The sequence below is a fragment of the Klebsiella sp. LY genome (assembly GCF_004010915.1).
Classification (GTDB): Bacteria; Pseudomonadota; Gammaproteobacteria; order Enterobacterales; family Enterobacteriaceae; genus Klebsiella; species Klebsiella quasipneumoniae.
In genome coordinates, this window is the sequence record NZ_CP022444.1 from 666,061 (window position 1) to 680,719 (window position 14,659).

Genomic DNA, 14,659 nt, shown 5'->3' on the forward strand with positions numbered 1-14,659 from the left:
CTTTCTGCGTCAGATCATGTTACCGGTAAAATAACCCTGACGGATAAGATCGCGAGCTTACTCAAACTCGTTCCACGAGCGTCCATCGCGGGTGATCATGGCCACCGAGGCCACCGGTCCCCAGGTCCCGGCCTGATACGGTTTCGGCGCATCGCGGTCGGCCGCCCAGGCTTCGGTGATGGAGTCCACCCACTTCCATGCCTCTTCCACTTCATCGCGGCGGACGAACAGCGCCTGGATACCGCGCATGGTCTCGAGCAGCAGACGTTCATAGGCATCGGCCAGATGCGTCTGGTTGAAGGTTTCGGAGTAGCTCAGATCCAGCTTGGTGATCTGCAGGTTGTGCTTATGGTCGAGGCCCGGCACTTTGTTCAGGACCTGGATATCCACCCCTTCGTCCGGCTGCAGACGAATGGTCAGCTTGTTCTGCGGCAGCTCCTGCCAGGTCTCTTTAAACAGGTTCAGCTCCGGCGTTTTGAAGTAAACCACCACTTCGGAACATTTGGTTGGCAGACGTTTGCCGGTACGCAGATAGAACGGTACGCCAGCCCAGCGCCAGTTATCGATATCAACGCGGATCGCCACGAAGGTTTCGGTGTTGCTGGTTTTGTTCGCCCCCTCTTCTTCGAGGTAGCCTGGCACTTTTTTGCCCTGGGCAAAGCCGGCGGTGTACTGGCCGCGAACGGTTTTCTCGCGCACATTGGAGCGGTCAATACGGCGCAGGGATTTCAGCACCTTGACCTTTTCATCACGGATGCTGTCGGCACTGAGATCGGACGGCGGCGACATGGCAATCATGCACAGGATCTGCAGCAGGTGGTTCTGGATCATGTCGCGCATCTGTCCGGCCTGGTCGAAGTACCCCCAGCGCCCTTCAATGCCTACCTCTTCCGCGACGGTGATTTCCACATGATCGATGGTACGGCAGTCCCAGTTATTGACGAACAGAGAGTTGGCAAAGCGCAGCGCCAGCAGGTTGAGGACTGTCTCTTTTCCGAGGTAGTGGTCGATACGGTAGACCTGGCACTCTTCAAAAAACTCGCCGACCTGATCGTTGATTTCCCGCGAGGTTTCCAGCGAGGTGCCCAGCGGTTTTTCCATTACCACGCGCGCAGGCTTGGCATTGAGCTTCGCTTCGCCCAGACCTTTACAGATGGCGCCAAAGGTGCTCGGCGGCATGGCGAAATAGTTGATGGTGACGCGATTCTTTTGGTCCAGCATGTCACCCAGGCGGGTGAAGCCGCTGGTGTCATTGACGTCAAGATTACAGAACTCCAGGCGGCCGCTCAGGGAATCCCACAAACCTTCATCAATTTTTTCCTTCATGAAGGTTTCCAGCGCTTCGCGCACCACTTTGGTGTAAGCCGCTTTATCCCAGTCGGCACGGCCGACGCCAATGATCCGGGTGTCGGCGTGGATCTGGCCCGCCTTTTCAAGCTGATACAGGGAAGGCAACAATTTACGCCGCGCCAGGTCGCCCTTCGCGCCGAAAATGACCAGGTCGCATGCCTGGGCCGTTTGCGTTACCGCCATGTCATTCTCCTCAGTTGATAGTCTGGTGCTTTTGCCAGGCTATATTTGTAATTTTCTTACACTGCACTGTACTGTGTTTACCTGTTTCCCGAAAGCCTTCCCCTCCGTTTGCAGCGGGAAAACCGCACAGGGTGAAAACATTCGGCGATGATTTAGGCATCTGGCTGATATTGTTCGTTGTTTGTACCTGTTTCAGGTCAGTAAAATACGACTCTGATCATGTAATGAAAAAAAACAACATTTTTTCCCGTCATTCCTCACCGCTTGCGCTTGCGGAGGGGTATATTCTTGCTAAAACGCCCGATGATTTCACCCATTAATGAAATCGTTTCCATTGATGAGCGCCCTGTTACTAATGAACATGCTGGAAAAAATCCAGTCCCGACTGGAACACCTTAGCAAATCTGAACGCAAAGTGGCGGAAGTGATCCTTGCCACCCCCGCGCAGGCCATTCATTCGAGCATCGCCGCCCTCGCCCTTGAGGCCGGAGTGAGCGAACCGACCGTCAATCGCTTCTGCCGTAGTCTCGAAACCCGCGGCTTTCCTGACTTCAAACTGCATCTCGCCCAGAGCCTTGCGCACGGCACGCTCTATGTTAACCGCAATGTTGATGAAGACGACAGCGTTGAGTCATACACGGGAAAAATATTTGAATCGGCCATGGCGAGTTTAGATCAGGTCCATCATTCTCTCGACATGTCGGCGGTGAATCGCGCGGTGGATCTGCTGACTCAGGCAAAAAAAATCGCCTTTTTCGGCCTCGGCTCCTCGGCGGCGGTCGCTCATGACGCGATGAACAAATTTTTCCGCTTTAACGTGCCGGTCATCTATTCCGACGACATTGTCCTGCAACGCATGAGTTGTATGAATTGCGATGACGATGATGTGGTGGTGATTATCTCACATACCGGAAGAACCAAGAGCCTGGTAGAGCTGGCGCAGCTGGCGCGTGAAAACGATGCCATGGTGATCGCTCTCACCTCCCCCGGCTCGCCGCTGGCCCGGGAAGCCACGCTGGCCATTACCCTGGATGTGCCGGAAGATACCGACATCTATATGCCGATGGTCTCGCGTCTGGCCCAGTTGACCGTCATTGACGTGTTGGCGACAGGCTTTACCCTGCGCCGGGGGGCAAAATTCAGAGATAACTTGAAGAGGGTCAAGGAAGCGCTGAAGGAATCGCGTTTTGATAAAGAACCGTTCGTACCCAGTGATAATCAATAAAAGTTGATAACAAGCAGTACCCCATTACACCTTCGATAACGATCCGGCTGTGCGACGTTGCAGGCTGGCGCTACCGAATCCATGTTCACGCAACACCAAAGTTGTATCAGTCAACGGAGTATTACATGTCCAGAAGGCTTCGCAGAACCAAAATCGTTACTACCTTAGGCCCGGCAACTGACCGCGATAACAACCTGGAAAAAGTTATCGCCGCGGGCGCAAACGTAGTGCGTATGAACTTCTCTCACGGCACCCCGGAAGATCATCAGCTCCGTGCCGATAAAGTGCGTGAGATTGCGGCAAAACTGGGCCGTCACGTGGCCATCCTCGGCGACCTCCAGGGACCAAAAATTCGCGTATCGACCTTCAAAGAAGGCAAAATTTTCCTCAACGTCGGCGACAAATTCCTGCTCGATGCCAACCTCGGCAAGGGCGAAGGCGATAAAGAGAAAGTCGGAATCGACTATAAAGGCCTGCCGGCGGACGTCGTGCCTGGCGATATCCTGCTGCTCGACGATGGTCGTGTGCAGCTGAAAGTCCTCGAAGTTCAGGGGATGAAAGTCTTCACTGAAGTGACCGTTGGTGGCCCGCTGTCCAATAACAAAGGGATCAACAAGCTCGGCGGCGGCCTGTCTGCCGAAGCGCTGACCGACAAAGACAAGGCCGATATCGTCACCGCCGCTAAAATCGGCGTCGACTATCTCGCCGTCTCCTTCCCGCGCTGCGGCGAAGACCTGAACTACGCCCGTCGCCTGGCGCGCGATGCCGGCTGTGATGCGAAAATCGTCGCCAAAGTCGAGCGTGCGGAAGCCGTCTGCGATCAGGACGCCATGGACGACGTGATCCTCGCCTCCGATGTGGTGATGGTTGCCCGCGGTGACCTTGGCGTCGAAATCGGCGATCCGGAGCTGGTGGGCATCCAGAAAGCGCTGATTCGTCGTGCGCGTCAGCTGAACCGTTCCGTCATTACCGCCACCCAGATGATGGAGTCGATGATCACCAACCCGATGCCGACCCGTGCGGAAGTCATGGACGTGGCCAACGCCGTGCTGGATGGTACCGATGCCGTGATGCTCTCCGCGGAAACCGCTGCCGGTCAATACCCGTCGGAAACCGTGGCCGCGATGGCGCGCGTGTGTCTGGGCGCCGAAAAAATCCCGAGCCTCAACGTCTCCAAACACCGTCTGGACGTCCAGTTCGACAACGTGGAAGAAGCGATTGCTATGTCGGCGATGTATGCCGCCAACCACCTGAAAGGCATCACGGCTATCATCACCATGACCGAATCAGGCCGCACCGCGCTGATGACCTCGCGCATCAGCTCCGGTCTGCCAATTTTCGCTCTCTCCCGCCACGAGCGCACCCTGAACCTGACCGCCCTCTACCGCGGGGTGACGCCGGTGTTCTTCGACAGCCAGAATGACGGGGTGGCCGCTGCGCACGATGCCGTCAATCTGCTGCGGGACAAAGGCTACCTGGTCTCCGGCGATCTGGTGGTTGTTACCCAGGGTGACGTGATGAGCACCATCGGCAGCACCAACACTACGCGTATCCTCACCGTCGAGTAAGCCTCGGTGTCTACCTGCCAGCGATACGGCTGGCAGGTTTTTTTTTGCCCTCCGGCAGGCTACACCATCCAGCTCAGTAATAGCGTCGCGGCGATCACCGTCGACGCCCCGCCGATACGCGTCGCAATCTGTGCAAACGGCATCAATCCCATGCGGTTTGAGGCCGAGAGAATGGCCACATCCCCCGTTCCGCCTAACCCGCTGTGGCAGCTGGTGACAATGGCGGCTTCCACAGGATACATATTTAGACGTGAAGCGATAAAGAACCCGCTCAGCGCCATGGCAATGACAATTGAGCCGCACACCACGACGTAGCCAACGGAGAAGACCGATACCACGCTCTCCAGCGGTACATACAGCATGCCCAGGCCGATCATCAGCGGCCACACCAGCGCGGCGGAGACGAACTTGTAGCAGCTGTGCGCCCCCAGCTCCATCGCCGCCGGGATAACTTTGGTATATTTGCAGAATACCGCCGCCAGAATCATCAGCACCGGCCCCGGAATATGCACCACCTTCTCCAGCAGGCCGCCGACAATAAAAAAGGCGCAAATCATCAGCAACCCGGCGCCCATGAGCTGAAAATCGGTCGGCTGCGTACTCTGATTCTGCGCAAAGACGCTGTTATCTTCATGGCTGCGGATCAGTAGCCCGTTGCCGGACAGCGCCGGGCGACGGGCGCCCATGCGGGCCAGAAAGCCGGCGCAGATAATGGCGAAGATGTTACCCACCACCGCCGCCGGCGCCAGCTGGGCCACGTAGACATCAGGCGTCTGCCCGAGGATCGCCGAATAAGCCAGCGACAACGGCAGGATCCCTTCGCCAATGCCGCCGCCGATAATCGGCACAATGATAAAGAAGAAGGTGTGATACAGACTGTAGCCGAATAAGCTGCCCACCAGCAGGCCGGTGGCGATTGCCGCGCCGGTCCCAACCACCAGCGGGACAAACATGCGCACCATCCCCTGGATCAGAATCGTGCGGTTCATTCCCAGGATACTGCCGACCACCAGGCAGGCGATGACGAAATAGAGGAGATTGGCCTCCTTCATCAGCAAATGCACGGTATCGAGCGTATGCGCTTCAAACACGCCAAAGTAGACCAGCACTGAGGGCATCATCAAACACAAAATCGCCGGACCGCCAATATCTTTTAACACCGGCACCATGCGGCCAATTTTCGCCAGCGCGAACCCCAGGGTCATGATGACCGCCAGTCCGCCAATCATGTTTTTTGGCAACAACCCCGCGCCCGCGGAGAGCGCCACTATCGCGGCGATACCGATAAACAGCGTTAACGGCACAGCGCCGACTTCGATATTGGTGAAAAGTCGAGTCGCTTGCCCGTTCGGCAATGTTTTATCTATCGGTTGGTTGAGTGAATTATTTTTCATATTTTTACCTGAATAATAAAGAGGTCACGTAGGGTCAGGATGCAATATTAAAATTGCGCAGCACTATGAATTCAAAAGCGCTAAACGCCGTATCAACTAAATACACCGAAACGGTAACACAGGACTTTAAAACTAAAAACGACAACCGTATTAACGCTGTCGGCTTTGTGACTGAGCCATAAAGTTTATTTTAAGTAATTTAATTTATTATCACGAAGCTAAAGTTATCGCCCGCTAAAATAATTATTCCTGTTAATGCAACCCCATGATTTAATCCTCTTTTCCCTATTTGTAAGTAAAGTAGCCAAGGCGAAATTATTTAAATCCAGATGACTGTGATGGCTATCACCTTTTAAATATTAGGGGATCGTTAGATTGGCAGCACAACAAACCGATAATATATGTCAGGACATTTTATGCCTTCACTGCTCTTGCAATCTCTTTTCCCGTTGGTATTTATCATGCTGCTCGGATGGCTTAGCGGCAAACTCGGCTATACTCGCCGTGAGGACGCCTCCGTTCTCGCCACGGTAGTTATCCGCTTTGCGCTTCCTTTTCATCTTTTTATCGGCGCATTACATACCAGCCCGGATAAAATAAAAAACTTCACCTTTATGGCGGTGCTGGTTATCGGTCTGATGGGGTCGTATTTTCTTACGCTACTGATCTCGCGCTATGTTTTTCGTCATGATATTAAAACTAGCGCGATTCAGTCGCTGGTTTGCGCCTTCCCCGATATGGCCTACTTCGGCGCTCCCGTGCTGGCGGTGCTGATAGGTCCGGAGGGCTTTCTCGGGGTGCTTATCGGAAACCTGGTGACCAGCGTGTTGATGATCCCTCTGACCATCATCCTGATCCGCATGGGAGACCAGCCCGGAGACGCTGGGGCTCCCCAGCTCCACGCCGGGCAGTTGATCCTGCAAAACCTGCTGAAAGCCGTGAGAAACCCCATTGTCTGGATCCCCATTTCCGGCGTACTGCTCAGCCTGGCCGGGATCCAGCTGCCGCATCTGCTCAGCGTACCCGTTGAAATGGTGGGTAAAATCGCCGGCGGTCTGTCACTCTTCGCCCTTGGGCTGCTGTTTTACGGTGAACGTCCGACGGTCAATATTCAAACCTGCACCAACATCAGTATTAAAAACCTGATCCAGCCGGCCATGATGGCGCTGGCCGGACTAGCCTTTGGGCTCAGTCATACCCTGATGCAACAGGTTATTATCATCGGCGCGACGCCTTCCGCTATCGCGGCAGGGATGTTTGCCCTGCGCAGCGATACCTATATTGAACCCGCCTCATCTTCTATTTTGCTGGGCACCGCCATCGGCGTGGTCACCGAAGGCGTCATGATTTATCTCATTTCGTAATCACGGAAATAAAATACCTAGACATCAGGCAATGTTTTAATTTTATATTCAGGAGTCATGTCATGTTAGCCACAGAAACCTTATACACCCCCTATAATGGTGCCGTCCTGCTGGAAAACCCGTTATTAAATAAAGGCCTCGCGTTTACGGAAAGCGAACGCACAGCGTTTAATCTTCAGGGACTGTTACCGCACAATGTGGAAACCATTGAAGAACAAACCGAGCGCGCATGGGGCCAGTTTTGCCAGTTCAAAAAAAGTATTTCGCGCCATATTTATCTCAGAAATATTCAGGACACCAACGAGACGTTATTCTATAACCTGCTGCGCAGCCATATGAAAGAGACGCTGCCGATTATTTATACCCCGACGGTGGGTGAAGCATGCGAACATTTTTCAGAAATATATCGCCGAGGACGCGGCCTGTTCATCTCCTGGCCCAACCGTCACCATATTGACGAGATGCTGCAGGGATTTTCCCGCAACGATATCAAAGTCATCGTGGTGACCGATGGCGAGCGTATTCTGGGGCTGGGCGACCAGGGGATTGGCGGGATGGGGATCCCCATCGGCAAACTCTCGTTATATACCGCCTGCGGGGGTATTCATCCGGCATCAACGCTGCCCATTATGTTAGATGTCGGTACCAACAATCCGCAGCATCTGGAAGATCCGCTGTATATGGGCTGGCGACATCCGCGCATCAGCGACGAGCAATACCTGGAGTTTATGGACATGTTTGTCCATGCCGTTCAACAGCGCTGGCCGAATGTCTTGCTCCAGTTTGAAGATTTTGCCCAAAAAAATGCCACGCGACTGCTCAACCGCTATCGACACCAGCTGTGCTGTTTTAACGATGATATTCAGGGAACCGCCGCCGTGACATCGGGGACGCTGATCGCCGCCGCTGCCGCCGCCGGGACGCCGCTCCGCGATCAGCGGGTGGTTTTCCTTGGCGGCGGTTCGGCCGGATGCGGCATTGCGGAAAAAATCATTGCGCTGATGGTGGATGATGGGCTCTCAGAGACGGAAGCACGCCGCCGCATCTTTATGGTTGACCGCTTTGGTCTGCTGACTGATGAGATGCCTAATCTGCTCGATTTTCAGCGCGAGCTGGTCACCCCCCGAGCCAGTATCGCCCACTGGGATACCGAGGCGGCCCAGCTGTCGCTGATGGATGTCGTACGCAACGTCCACCCTACCGTGCTGATCGGCGTGTCAGGCCAGCCGGGGCTGTTTAGCGAAGAGATAGTGAAAGAGATGCATCGGCACTGCCCGCGTCCGATTATTATGCCGCTCTCTAACCCCACTTCCCGGGCCGAGGCCCAGCCGAAGGATCTGCTGGAGTGGACTCGGGGTAGCGCGCTTATCGCCACCGGCAGCCCGTTCGACCCCGTCTTCTATGACGGCAAAACCTACGACATCGCCCAGTGCAATAACGCCTATATTTTCCCCGGTCTGGGGCTGGGGATCCTTGCCAGTAAAGCCGAGCGCGTCACCGAAGCAATGCTTATCACCTGCAGTAAAACGCTGGCCGCCCACTCGCCTCTGGCGACCCGCGAAACCGGCGGGTTGCTGCCGCCGGTAGAAGAGATCGAAATGATTTCCCGGGCCATTGCCGCTGATGTCGCCCGCGCGGCTCAGCAGGACGGCGTAGCGCCGCAGATTGACGAGGTGCAACTGGCGGCGAATATCGATAAAACCTTCTGGCGAGCGCGCTACACCGCGTATAAACGTTCGTCATTGTGATCGCTCATCTCGCGGGAAGCCGGCAGGCTTCCCGCCACTCGGGGGGAACCACTCATGTTCAATGTGCTGATTGTCGATGATGATCCCATGGTGGCCGAACTGAACCAGTTATTTATCAGCCGGGTAGCTGATTTTCACTGCTGTGGAGTAGCGGCGACGATCGCCGACGCCAAAGCGATGCTAAGCCATCTGGCGCAGGTCGATCTGCTGCTGCTGGATGTCTATATGCACCAGGAGAGTGGCCTGGACCTGCTGCCAGCGCTTCGCGCTGATGGGCGGAATATTGACGTCATCATGATGACGTCCGCTGCCGATGCGCTCACCGTCCAGACGGCACTGCGCTATGGCGTGGTTGATTACCTGATTAAACCGTTTCAGTTGTCGCGCTTTGAGGAGGCGCTGCGGACCTGGCGCAATAAACGCGATGCGAAGCAAGCGAAATCCTGCTACGCCCAGGCGGATATCGACACCCTGCTACGCCGCGGGGTTCTGCAACAGGACGGTCCCCGCCGCTTGCCGAAAGGGCTGACGCCGCAAACGCTTCGCCTGGTGTGCCGGTGGATAATCGCGCATCAGGCGCGGGATTTTTCAACCAATGAGCTGGCGGCGGCGCTGCAGATCTCCCGAGTATCGTGCCGCAAATACCTGATCTGGCTTGAGCAGATCAACGTGCTCTTCACCAGCAATCACTACGGCATCACCGGCCGCCCGGAGTATCGCTACCGGCTTGTGGCCGAGAGCGTGATGTTGCTGACGCAATATAGCCAGTGAGCCTGGAATGCCCACTGGCGCGCTTGCAGTCTACTTCTTAGGGTACAGCTCTTTGCGTTTGTAGGGCTCGATTTCACCCGGCTTGCGCGTCTTCAGCAGCTTCAGGATCCAGGTGTACTGCTCGGTGTGCGGCGTAACAAACACCTCCACCTCTTCGTTCATCCGCCGGGCGATTGTTGTATCGTCAGCGTCCAGCAGATCGTCCATCGGCGGGCGCACCAGCACCGTCAGGCGATGCGTCTTGCCATCGTAGACCGGGAACAGCGGAACGACGCGGGCGCGGCATACCTTCATTAAGCGGCCAATCGCCGGCAGGGTGGCCTTATAGGTAGCGAAGAAATCCACAAACTCGCTGTGCTCGGCGCCGTGATCCTGATCGGGCAAATAGTAGCCCCAGTAGCCCTGGCGCACCGACTGAATAAACGGTTTGATCCCGTCGTTGCGCGCATGCATCCGTCCGCCAAAACGACGACGCACGGTATTCCACACGTAATCGAAGACCGGGTTGCCCTGGTTGTGGAACATCGCCGCCATCTTCTGCCCACCGGAGGCCATCAGCATCGCCGGGATATCCACACCCCATGCATGCGGGACGAGGAAAATCACCTTCTCGTTATTGCGCTGCAGCTCGTCGATGATCGCTTTACCCTGCCAGTCGACGCGGGCGAGAATTTTCTGCGGATCGCGCAGACCCAGCTCGGCCATCATCACCATCGCCTGCGGCGCCGAGGCGTACATGGCGTCGATGATCGCTTCCCGCTCGTGCTCGCTTTTTTCCGGGAAGCAATACAGCAAATTAATCTGCGCCCGGCGGCGCGAGCTTTTCGCCAGACGCCCGACCAGACGACCGAGTTTGCCGAGGAGCGGATCGCGGAAGGATGGCGGCGTCAGCGCAATACCGGCGAAGGCAAAAACTCCCAGCCAGGCGCCCCAGTAGCGCGGCAGTAAAAAAGATTTTTCAAACTTAGGGATAAACTCAATATTATTTTTTTTCGTTTCCATGCCCAATCCGCAGATCGACTGCTTAATCAAGATAATGGGATAGTGTAGCGAGACGTTGGGTATCCTACAAAAGAAAAAGCCGGCGCCCTGGGGCACCGGCTTTCCACTGACCGGTGGTTAGTCAAACCGCAGCTGCGGAACGACCTCTTTGACCTGCGCCAGATAATCGGTACGGTCGGAACCGCTCAGCCCTTCGGTACGCGGCAGTTTCGCCGTCAGCGGGTTGACTGCCTGCTGGTTGATCCACACTTCGTAGTGCAGGTGCGGCCCGGTAGAGCGTCCGGTATTCCCCGATAGCGCAATACGATCGCCGCGCTTCACTTTCTGCCCCGGCTTCACCAGCAGCTTACGCAGGTGCATGTAGCGAGTGGTATAGGTACGGCCGTGGCGGATCGCCACGTAATACCCGGCGGCGCCGCTGCGCTTGGCCACCACCACTTCGCCATCGCCCACTGCCAGCACCGGCGTTCCCTGCGGCATCGCAAAATCGACGCCACGGTGCGGCGCGACGCGCCCGGTGACCGGATTCAGACGACGCGGGTTAAAATTAGAGGAGACGCGGAACTGACGCGCCGTCGGGAAACGCATAAAGCCTTTCGCCAGCCCTGTCCCGTTGCGGTCGTAGAATTTACCGTCTTCGGCACGGATGGCAAAGTAGTCCTTACCGTCGGAGCGCAGACGCACGCCGAGCAGCTGGCTTTGCTCGCGTTTGCCGTCAAGCATTTCGCGGGACATCAATACCGAGAACTCATCGCCTTTCTTCAGCTTACGGAAATCCATCTGCCACTGCATGGCCTTGATCACCGCGCTGATTTCCGTGCTGGTCAGCCCGGCATCGCGCGCGCTGGAGACAAAGCTGGCGCCGACGGTGCCCTTCAGCACGCTGTTGACCCAGTCGCCTTTCTGCAGCTCGCTGCTCATTTTAAAGCCGTTATCCACGCGGGTGTAGGTGCGAGTTTCGCGGCGGGACATCTCCCAGGTCAGACTCTGCAGATCGCCGTCGGCGGTCAGGGTCCAGGAGAGCTGCTGGCCAATCTTCAGATTACGCAGCTCTTTATCGGCGGAGGAGAGCTGGGCGATATCACCCATATCGATACCGTACTGATTCAGGATGCTGCTGAGGGTATCGCCGGTCGACACCACGTATTCGTGCCCGCCGGCATCGCTATCGGCTTTTTCGTCGAGTTCATCCTGAGGAATGGCTTCTTCTTCCTGCGGGGCCTGATCGATCGGCTCGGAGGCTTCCGGCAGCAGGGAGCGGATCTCGCTTTTTTCCAGCTCAATGGTTCTGACGATGGGGGCGGATTCCGGGTGGTAAATGTAGGGTCGCCAGACGGCGACCGCTAAGGTAAGAACGCTAAGCGACCCCAGCATAACGCGATGAGGTCGTGGCAGATTGTTAAATGCCTGAGTGACAGCGCGGGCTATCTGTTGCACGTATTCACTTCCTCGTTAATCTCCTTTCAGGCAGCTCGAATACTGATTCGCCAGTTGGGTGAGGAATTGCGGGTAACTCGCTTTACCCAGCTTAATTCCGCTACCCAGTGGATCCAGGGTCCCCATGCGCACAGACGTGCCCCGGGCAACAGCTTCGATAACCGCTGGCCTGAACTGTGGCTCAGCAAAAACGCAAGTGGCTTTCTGCTCAACCAGTTGTGTTCTGATTTCGTGTAAACGCTGCGCACCAGGCTGTATTTCAGGATTGACGGTAAAATGCCCCAGCGAGGTTAAACCGTAGTGTTTTTCAAAGTAACCGTAGGCGTCATGAAAAACGAAATAACCCTTTCCTTTCAGCGGTGCCAGCTCATTGCTAACCTGCTTGTCGGTCGCCGCCAGCGCGGCCTCGAACTGCTGCAGGTTGCTGTCGAGTTTGGCTCGACTCTGCGGCATAAGTTCCAATAATTTATCGTGGATTGCAACCGCCGAAAGCCGCGCTATCTCTGGGGATAACCACAGATGCATATTGTAGATACCGTGATGGTGATCGCCGTCACTTTTTTCCGCTGCGCCATGGTCATGACCATGATGATCGTCATCATCGTCAGCGCCGGCGATCAGCAGCGGTTTGACCCCATCCAGCTCAGCGATGGTCACCTTTTTCTTCGCCGCAATGCTTTGCGTCGACTTATCCATAAAGGCTTCCATTTCCGGACCGATCCACACCACTAAGTCTGCGTTCTGTAAGCGTTTTACATCGGAAGGACGCAGGGAATAATCATGCTCAGAGGCACCATCGGGCAGCAGCACCTGGGTGTCGGTGACCCCATCGGCGATGGCTGCTGCGATAAAGCCCAGCGGTTTCATGGAAGTCACCACGGCGGCGCTGGCCTGCGGTACCTGTGCGAACAAAAAAACAGCGCCAAGTCCAGCGCAAAGAAGCGTATTTTTATGTAACATAATGCGTCTAGTCATCGAAACGAGTGAGTGTGATGTGATATTATAACATTCACTAGCTTGTGCAACCCCTAAATGATTATGACAAACCTTGTAACGCTGGAAAATGTCTCGGTGGCCTTTGGCCAACGCCGCGTGCTGTCTGACATCTCGCTGGCTCTCACGCCAGGCAAAATATTAACCCTGCTGGGGCCCAACGGCGCCGGTAAATCGACGCTCGTGCGGGTGGTTCTCGGGCTGGTAGCACCGACACAGGGTGTTATCAAGCGCGAAGAACGCCTGCGGATCGGCTATGTACCGCAGAAACTGCATCTGGACGCCACGCTGCCGCTGACCGTCAGCCGCTTCCTGCGTTTACGTCCGGGTACCCGCAAAGACGACATTCTGCCGGCGCTGAAGCGCGTGCAGGCCGGGCATCTGATCGACGCGCCGATGCAAAAGCTTTCCGGCGGCGAAACCCAGCGCGTGCTGCTGGCCCGCGCCCTGCTCAATCGTCCGCAGCTGCTGGTGCTGGATGAACCGACCCAGGGCGTCGACGTCAATGGCCAGGTGGCGCTCTACGATCTTATCGACCAGCTGCGCCATGAGCTGGACTGCGCGGTGCTGATGGTCTCCCACGACCTGCATCTGGTGATGGCCAAAACCGACGAGGTATTGTGCCTGAACCAGCATATCTGCTGCTCTGGCGCACCGGAAGTCGTCTCGATGCATCCGGAGTTCATCTCCATGTTCGGCCCACGCGGCGCGGAACAACTGGGGATCTACCGCCATCACCATAATCACCGCCACGATCTTCAGGGGCGAATTGTATTGCGTCGGGGAAACAGCCGCTAATGATTGAACTTCTCTTACCTGGCTGGCTGGCCGGGATGATGCTGGCCTGCGCCGCCGGCCCGCTGGGCTCCTTTGTGGTCTGGCGCCGCATGTCCTATTTCGGCGATACGCTGGCGCATGCGTCGCTACTCGGCGTCGCTTTCGGTTTACTGCTTAACGTCAATCCGTTTTATGCGGTGATCGCCGTGACCCTGCTGCTGGCCGGCGGGCTGGTATGGCTGGAAAAACGGCCGCATCTGGCGATTGATACCCTGCTGGGCATCATGGCGCACAGCGCGCTGTCCCTTGGGCTGGTGGTGGTCAGTCTGATGTCTAACGTCCGCGTCGATTTGATGGCGTACCTGTTCGGCGATCTGCTGGCGGTCACGCCGCAGGATCTGATCGCCATTGCTATTGGCGTGGTGATTGTGATTGGCATTCTGCTCTGGCAGTGGCGGAATCTGCTGGCGATGACCATCAGTCCGGACCTGGCGTTTGTCGATGGCGTGAAGCTGCAGCGGGTCAAGCTGCTGTTGATGCTGGTTACCGCCCTGACTATCGGCGTGGCGATGAAGTTCGTCGGGGCGCTGATCATCACTTCTCTGCTGATTATCCCGGCCGCTACCGCCCGCCGTTTTGCCCGCACGCCGGAGCAGATGGCCGCCGTGGCGGTGGGCGTGGGCATGCTGGCCGTCACCGGCGGGTTAACCTTCTCGGCTTTCTACGACACGCCGGCCGGGCCGTCGGTGGTGCTGAGCGCTGCGGTGCTGTTTATTCTCAGCATGACGAAAAAAGCCGCCAGCTAAAAGTGAAAAAGCCCGGTCGCGCTGCTGACCGGGCTTCACCA

Annotated in this window: 13 protein-coding genes; 7 read left to right on the forward strand and 6 right to left on the reverse strand. The window is 56.4% G+C overall.

What is annotated here, in order from left to right:
- Positions 1 to 57: 57 nt before the first annotated feature.
- Entirely contained in the window at positions 58 to 1,533 is a 1,476-nt protein-coding gene (zwf, locus tag CE636_RS06065) for a glucose-6-phosphate dehydrogenase (protein ID WP_004203394.1), read from the reverse strand.
- Between the two features lie 10 nt (positions 1,534 to 1,543).
- Positions 1,544 to 1,693 (reverse strand): hypothetical protein, encoded by a 150-nt coding sequence (locus CE636_RS06070; RefSeq protein ID WP_032425929.1) that lies wholly within the window; start codon positions 1,691 to 1,693, stop codon positions 1,544 to 1,546.
- A gap of 159 nt (positions 1,694 to 1,852) precedes the next feature.
- Between CE636_RS06070 and CE636_RS06080 the strand changes: the two genes are divergently transcribed.
- Together CE636_RS06080 and pyk are read left to right on the forward strand one after the other, a co-directional pair.
- Entirely contained in the window at positions 1,853 to 2,758 is a 906-nt protein-coding gene (locus CE636_RS06080) for a MurR/RpiR family transcriptional regulator (protein WP_072096624.1), read from the forward strand.
- A 125-nt stretch (positions 2,759 to 2,883) separates the two neighbouring features.
- Positions 2,884 to 4,326, forward strand: coding sequence for a pyruvate kinase (gene pyk / locus CE636_RS06085; RefSeq protein WP_002911440.1), 1,443 nt, complete (start codon positions 2,884 to 2,886; stop codon positions 4,324 to 4,326).
- A gap of 59 nt (positions 4,327 to 4,385) precedes the next feature.
- Here the strand turns inward: pyk and CE636_RS06090 are convergent, their stop codons facing one another.
- Entirely contained in the window at positions 4,386 to 5,720 is a 1,335-nt protein-coding gene (locus CE636_RS06090; RefSeq protein ID WP_004203396.1) for a 2-hydroxycarboxylate transporter family protein, read from the reverse strand.
- A gap of 416 nt (positions 5,721 to 6,136) precedes the next feature.
- Between CE636_RS06090 and CE636_RS06095 the strand changes: the two genes are divergently transcribed.
- The 3 genes from CE636_RS06095 to dcuR all read left to right on the forward strand — a co-directional run bounded on the left by CE636_RS06095 (position 6,137) and on the right by dcuR (position 9,603).
- On the forward strand, positions 6,137 to 7,084 hold the full coding sequence (locus CE636_RS06095) for an AEC family transporter (RefSeq protein WP_004203397.1): 948 nt from the start codon (positions 6,137 to 6,139) through the stop codon (positions 7,082 to 7,084).
- A 62-nt stretch (positions 7,085 to 7,146) separates the two neighbouring features.
- Positions 7,147 to 8,832, forward strand: coding sequence for an NAD-dependent malic enzyme (locus CE636_RS06100; protein ID WP_017900215.1), 1,686 nt, complete (start codon positions 7,147 to 7,149; stop codon positions 8,830 to 8,832).
- A gap of 54 nt (positions 8,833 to 8,886) precedes the next feature.
- Positions 8,887 to 9,603, forward strand: a complete 717-nt coding sequence (gene dcuR / locus CE636_RS06105) for a two-component system response regulator DcuR (RefSeq protein WP_017900216.1) — start codon at positions 8,887 to 8,889, stop codon at positions 9,601 to 9,603.
- A gap of 30 nt (positions 9,604 to 9,633) precedes the next feature.
- Here dcuR and lpxM read toward each other — a convergent pair whose 3' ends face one another.
- The 3 genes from lpxM to znuA form a co-directional block, all read right to left on the reverse strand.
- Positions 9,634 to 10,605, reverse strand: coding sequence for a lauroyl-Kdo(2)-lipid IV(A) myristoyltransferase (gene lpxM, locus CE636_RS06110; RefSeq protein ID WP_017900217.1), 972 nt, complete (start codon positions 10,603 to 10,605; stop codon positions 9,634 to 9,636).
- Positions 10,606 to 10,722: 117 nt separating this feature from the next.
- The gene (mepM, locus tag CE636_RS06115; RefSeq protein WP_004203403.1) at positions 10,723 to 12,042 is read right to left on the reverse strand and encodes a murein DD-endopeptidase MepM; all 1,320 of its coding nucleotides are present in this window, start codon (positions 12,040 to 12,042) and stop codon (positions 10,723 to 10,725) included.
- Positions 12,043 to 12,057: 15 nt separating this feature from the next.
- On the reverse strand, positions 12,058 to 13,002 hold the full coding sequence (gene znuA, locus CE636_RS06120) for a zinc ABC transporter substrate-binding protein ZnuA (protein ID WP_017900218.1): 945 nt from the start codon (positions 13,000 to 13,002) through the stop codon (positions 12,058 to 12,060).
- Positions 13,003 to 13,113: 111 nt separating this feature from the next.
- Here znuA and znuC point away from each other — a divergent pair, with 111 nt between their 5' ends.
- Together znuC and znuB are read left to right on the forward strand one after the other, a co-directional pair.
- The gene (znuC, locus tag CE636_RS06125; protein WP_229583919.1) at positions 13,114 to 13,833 is read left to right on the forward strand and encodes a zinc ABC transporter ATP-binding protein ZnuC; all 720 of its coding nucleotides are present in this window, start codon (positions 13,114 to 13,116) and stop codon (positions 13,831 to 13,833) included.
- Positions 13,833 to 14,618: a zinc ABC transporter permease subunit ZnuB gene (znuB, locus tag CE636_RS06130; RefSeq protein WP_004203408.1), complete on the forward strand. Its 786-nt coding sequence runs from the start codon at positions 13,833 to 13,835 to the stop codon at positions 14,616 to 14,618. The genes znuC and znuB overlap by 1 nt, the downstream gene beginning before the upstream one ends.
- Positions 14,619 to 14,659 lie beyond the last annotated feature (41 nt).

Bases quoted from the DNA above. Each gene is read 5' to 3' on its own strand.
- zwf (WP_004203394.1), bottom strand. From the start codon at position 1,533: ATGGCGGTAACGCAAACGGCCCAGGCATGCGACCTGGTCATTTTCGGC.
- CE636_RS06070 (WP_032425929.1), bottom strand. From the start codon at position 1,693: ATGCCTAAATCATCGCCGAATGTTTTCACCCTGTGCGGTTTTCCCGCT.
- CE636_RS06080 (WP_072096624.1), top strand. From the start codon at position 1,853: ATGAAATCGTTTCCATTGATGAGCGCCCTGTTACTAATGAACATGCTG.
- pyk (WP_002911440.1), top strand. From the start codon at position 2,884: ATGTCCAGAAGGCTTCGCAGAACCAAAATCGTTACTACCTTAGGCCCG.
- CE636_RS06090 (WP_004203396.1), bottom strand. From the start codon at position 5,720: ATGAAAAATAATTCACTCAACCAACCGATAGATAAAACATTGCCGAAC.
- CE636_RS06095 (WP_004203397.1), top strand. From the start codon at position 6,137: ATGCCTTCACTGCTCTTGCAATCTCTTTTCCCGTTGGTATTTATCATG.
- CE636_RS06100 (WP_017900215.1), top strand. From the start codon at position 7,147: ATGTTAGCCACAGAAACCTTATACACCCCCTATAATGGTGCCGTCCTG.
- dcuR (WP_017900216.1), top strand. From the start codon at position 8,887: ATGTTCAATGTGCTGATTGTCGATGATGATCCCATGGTGGCCGAACTG.
- lpxM (WP_017900217.1), bottom strand. From the start codon at position 10,605: ATGGAAACGAAAAAAAATAATATTGAGTTTATCCCTAAGTTTGAAAAA.
- znuA (WP_017900218.1), bottom strand. From the start codon at position 13,002: ATGTTACATAAAAATACGCTTCTTTGCGCTGGACTTGGCGCTGTTTTT.
- znuB (WP_004203408.1), top strand. From the start codon at position 13,833: ATGATTGAACTTCTCTTACCTGGCTGGCTGGCCGGGATGATGCTGGCC.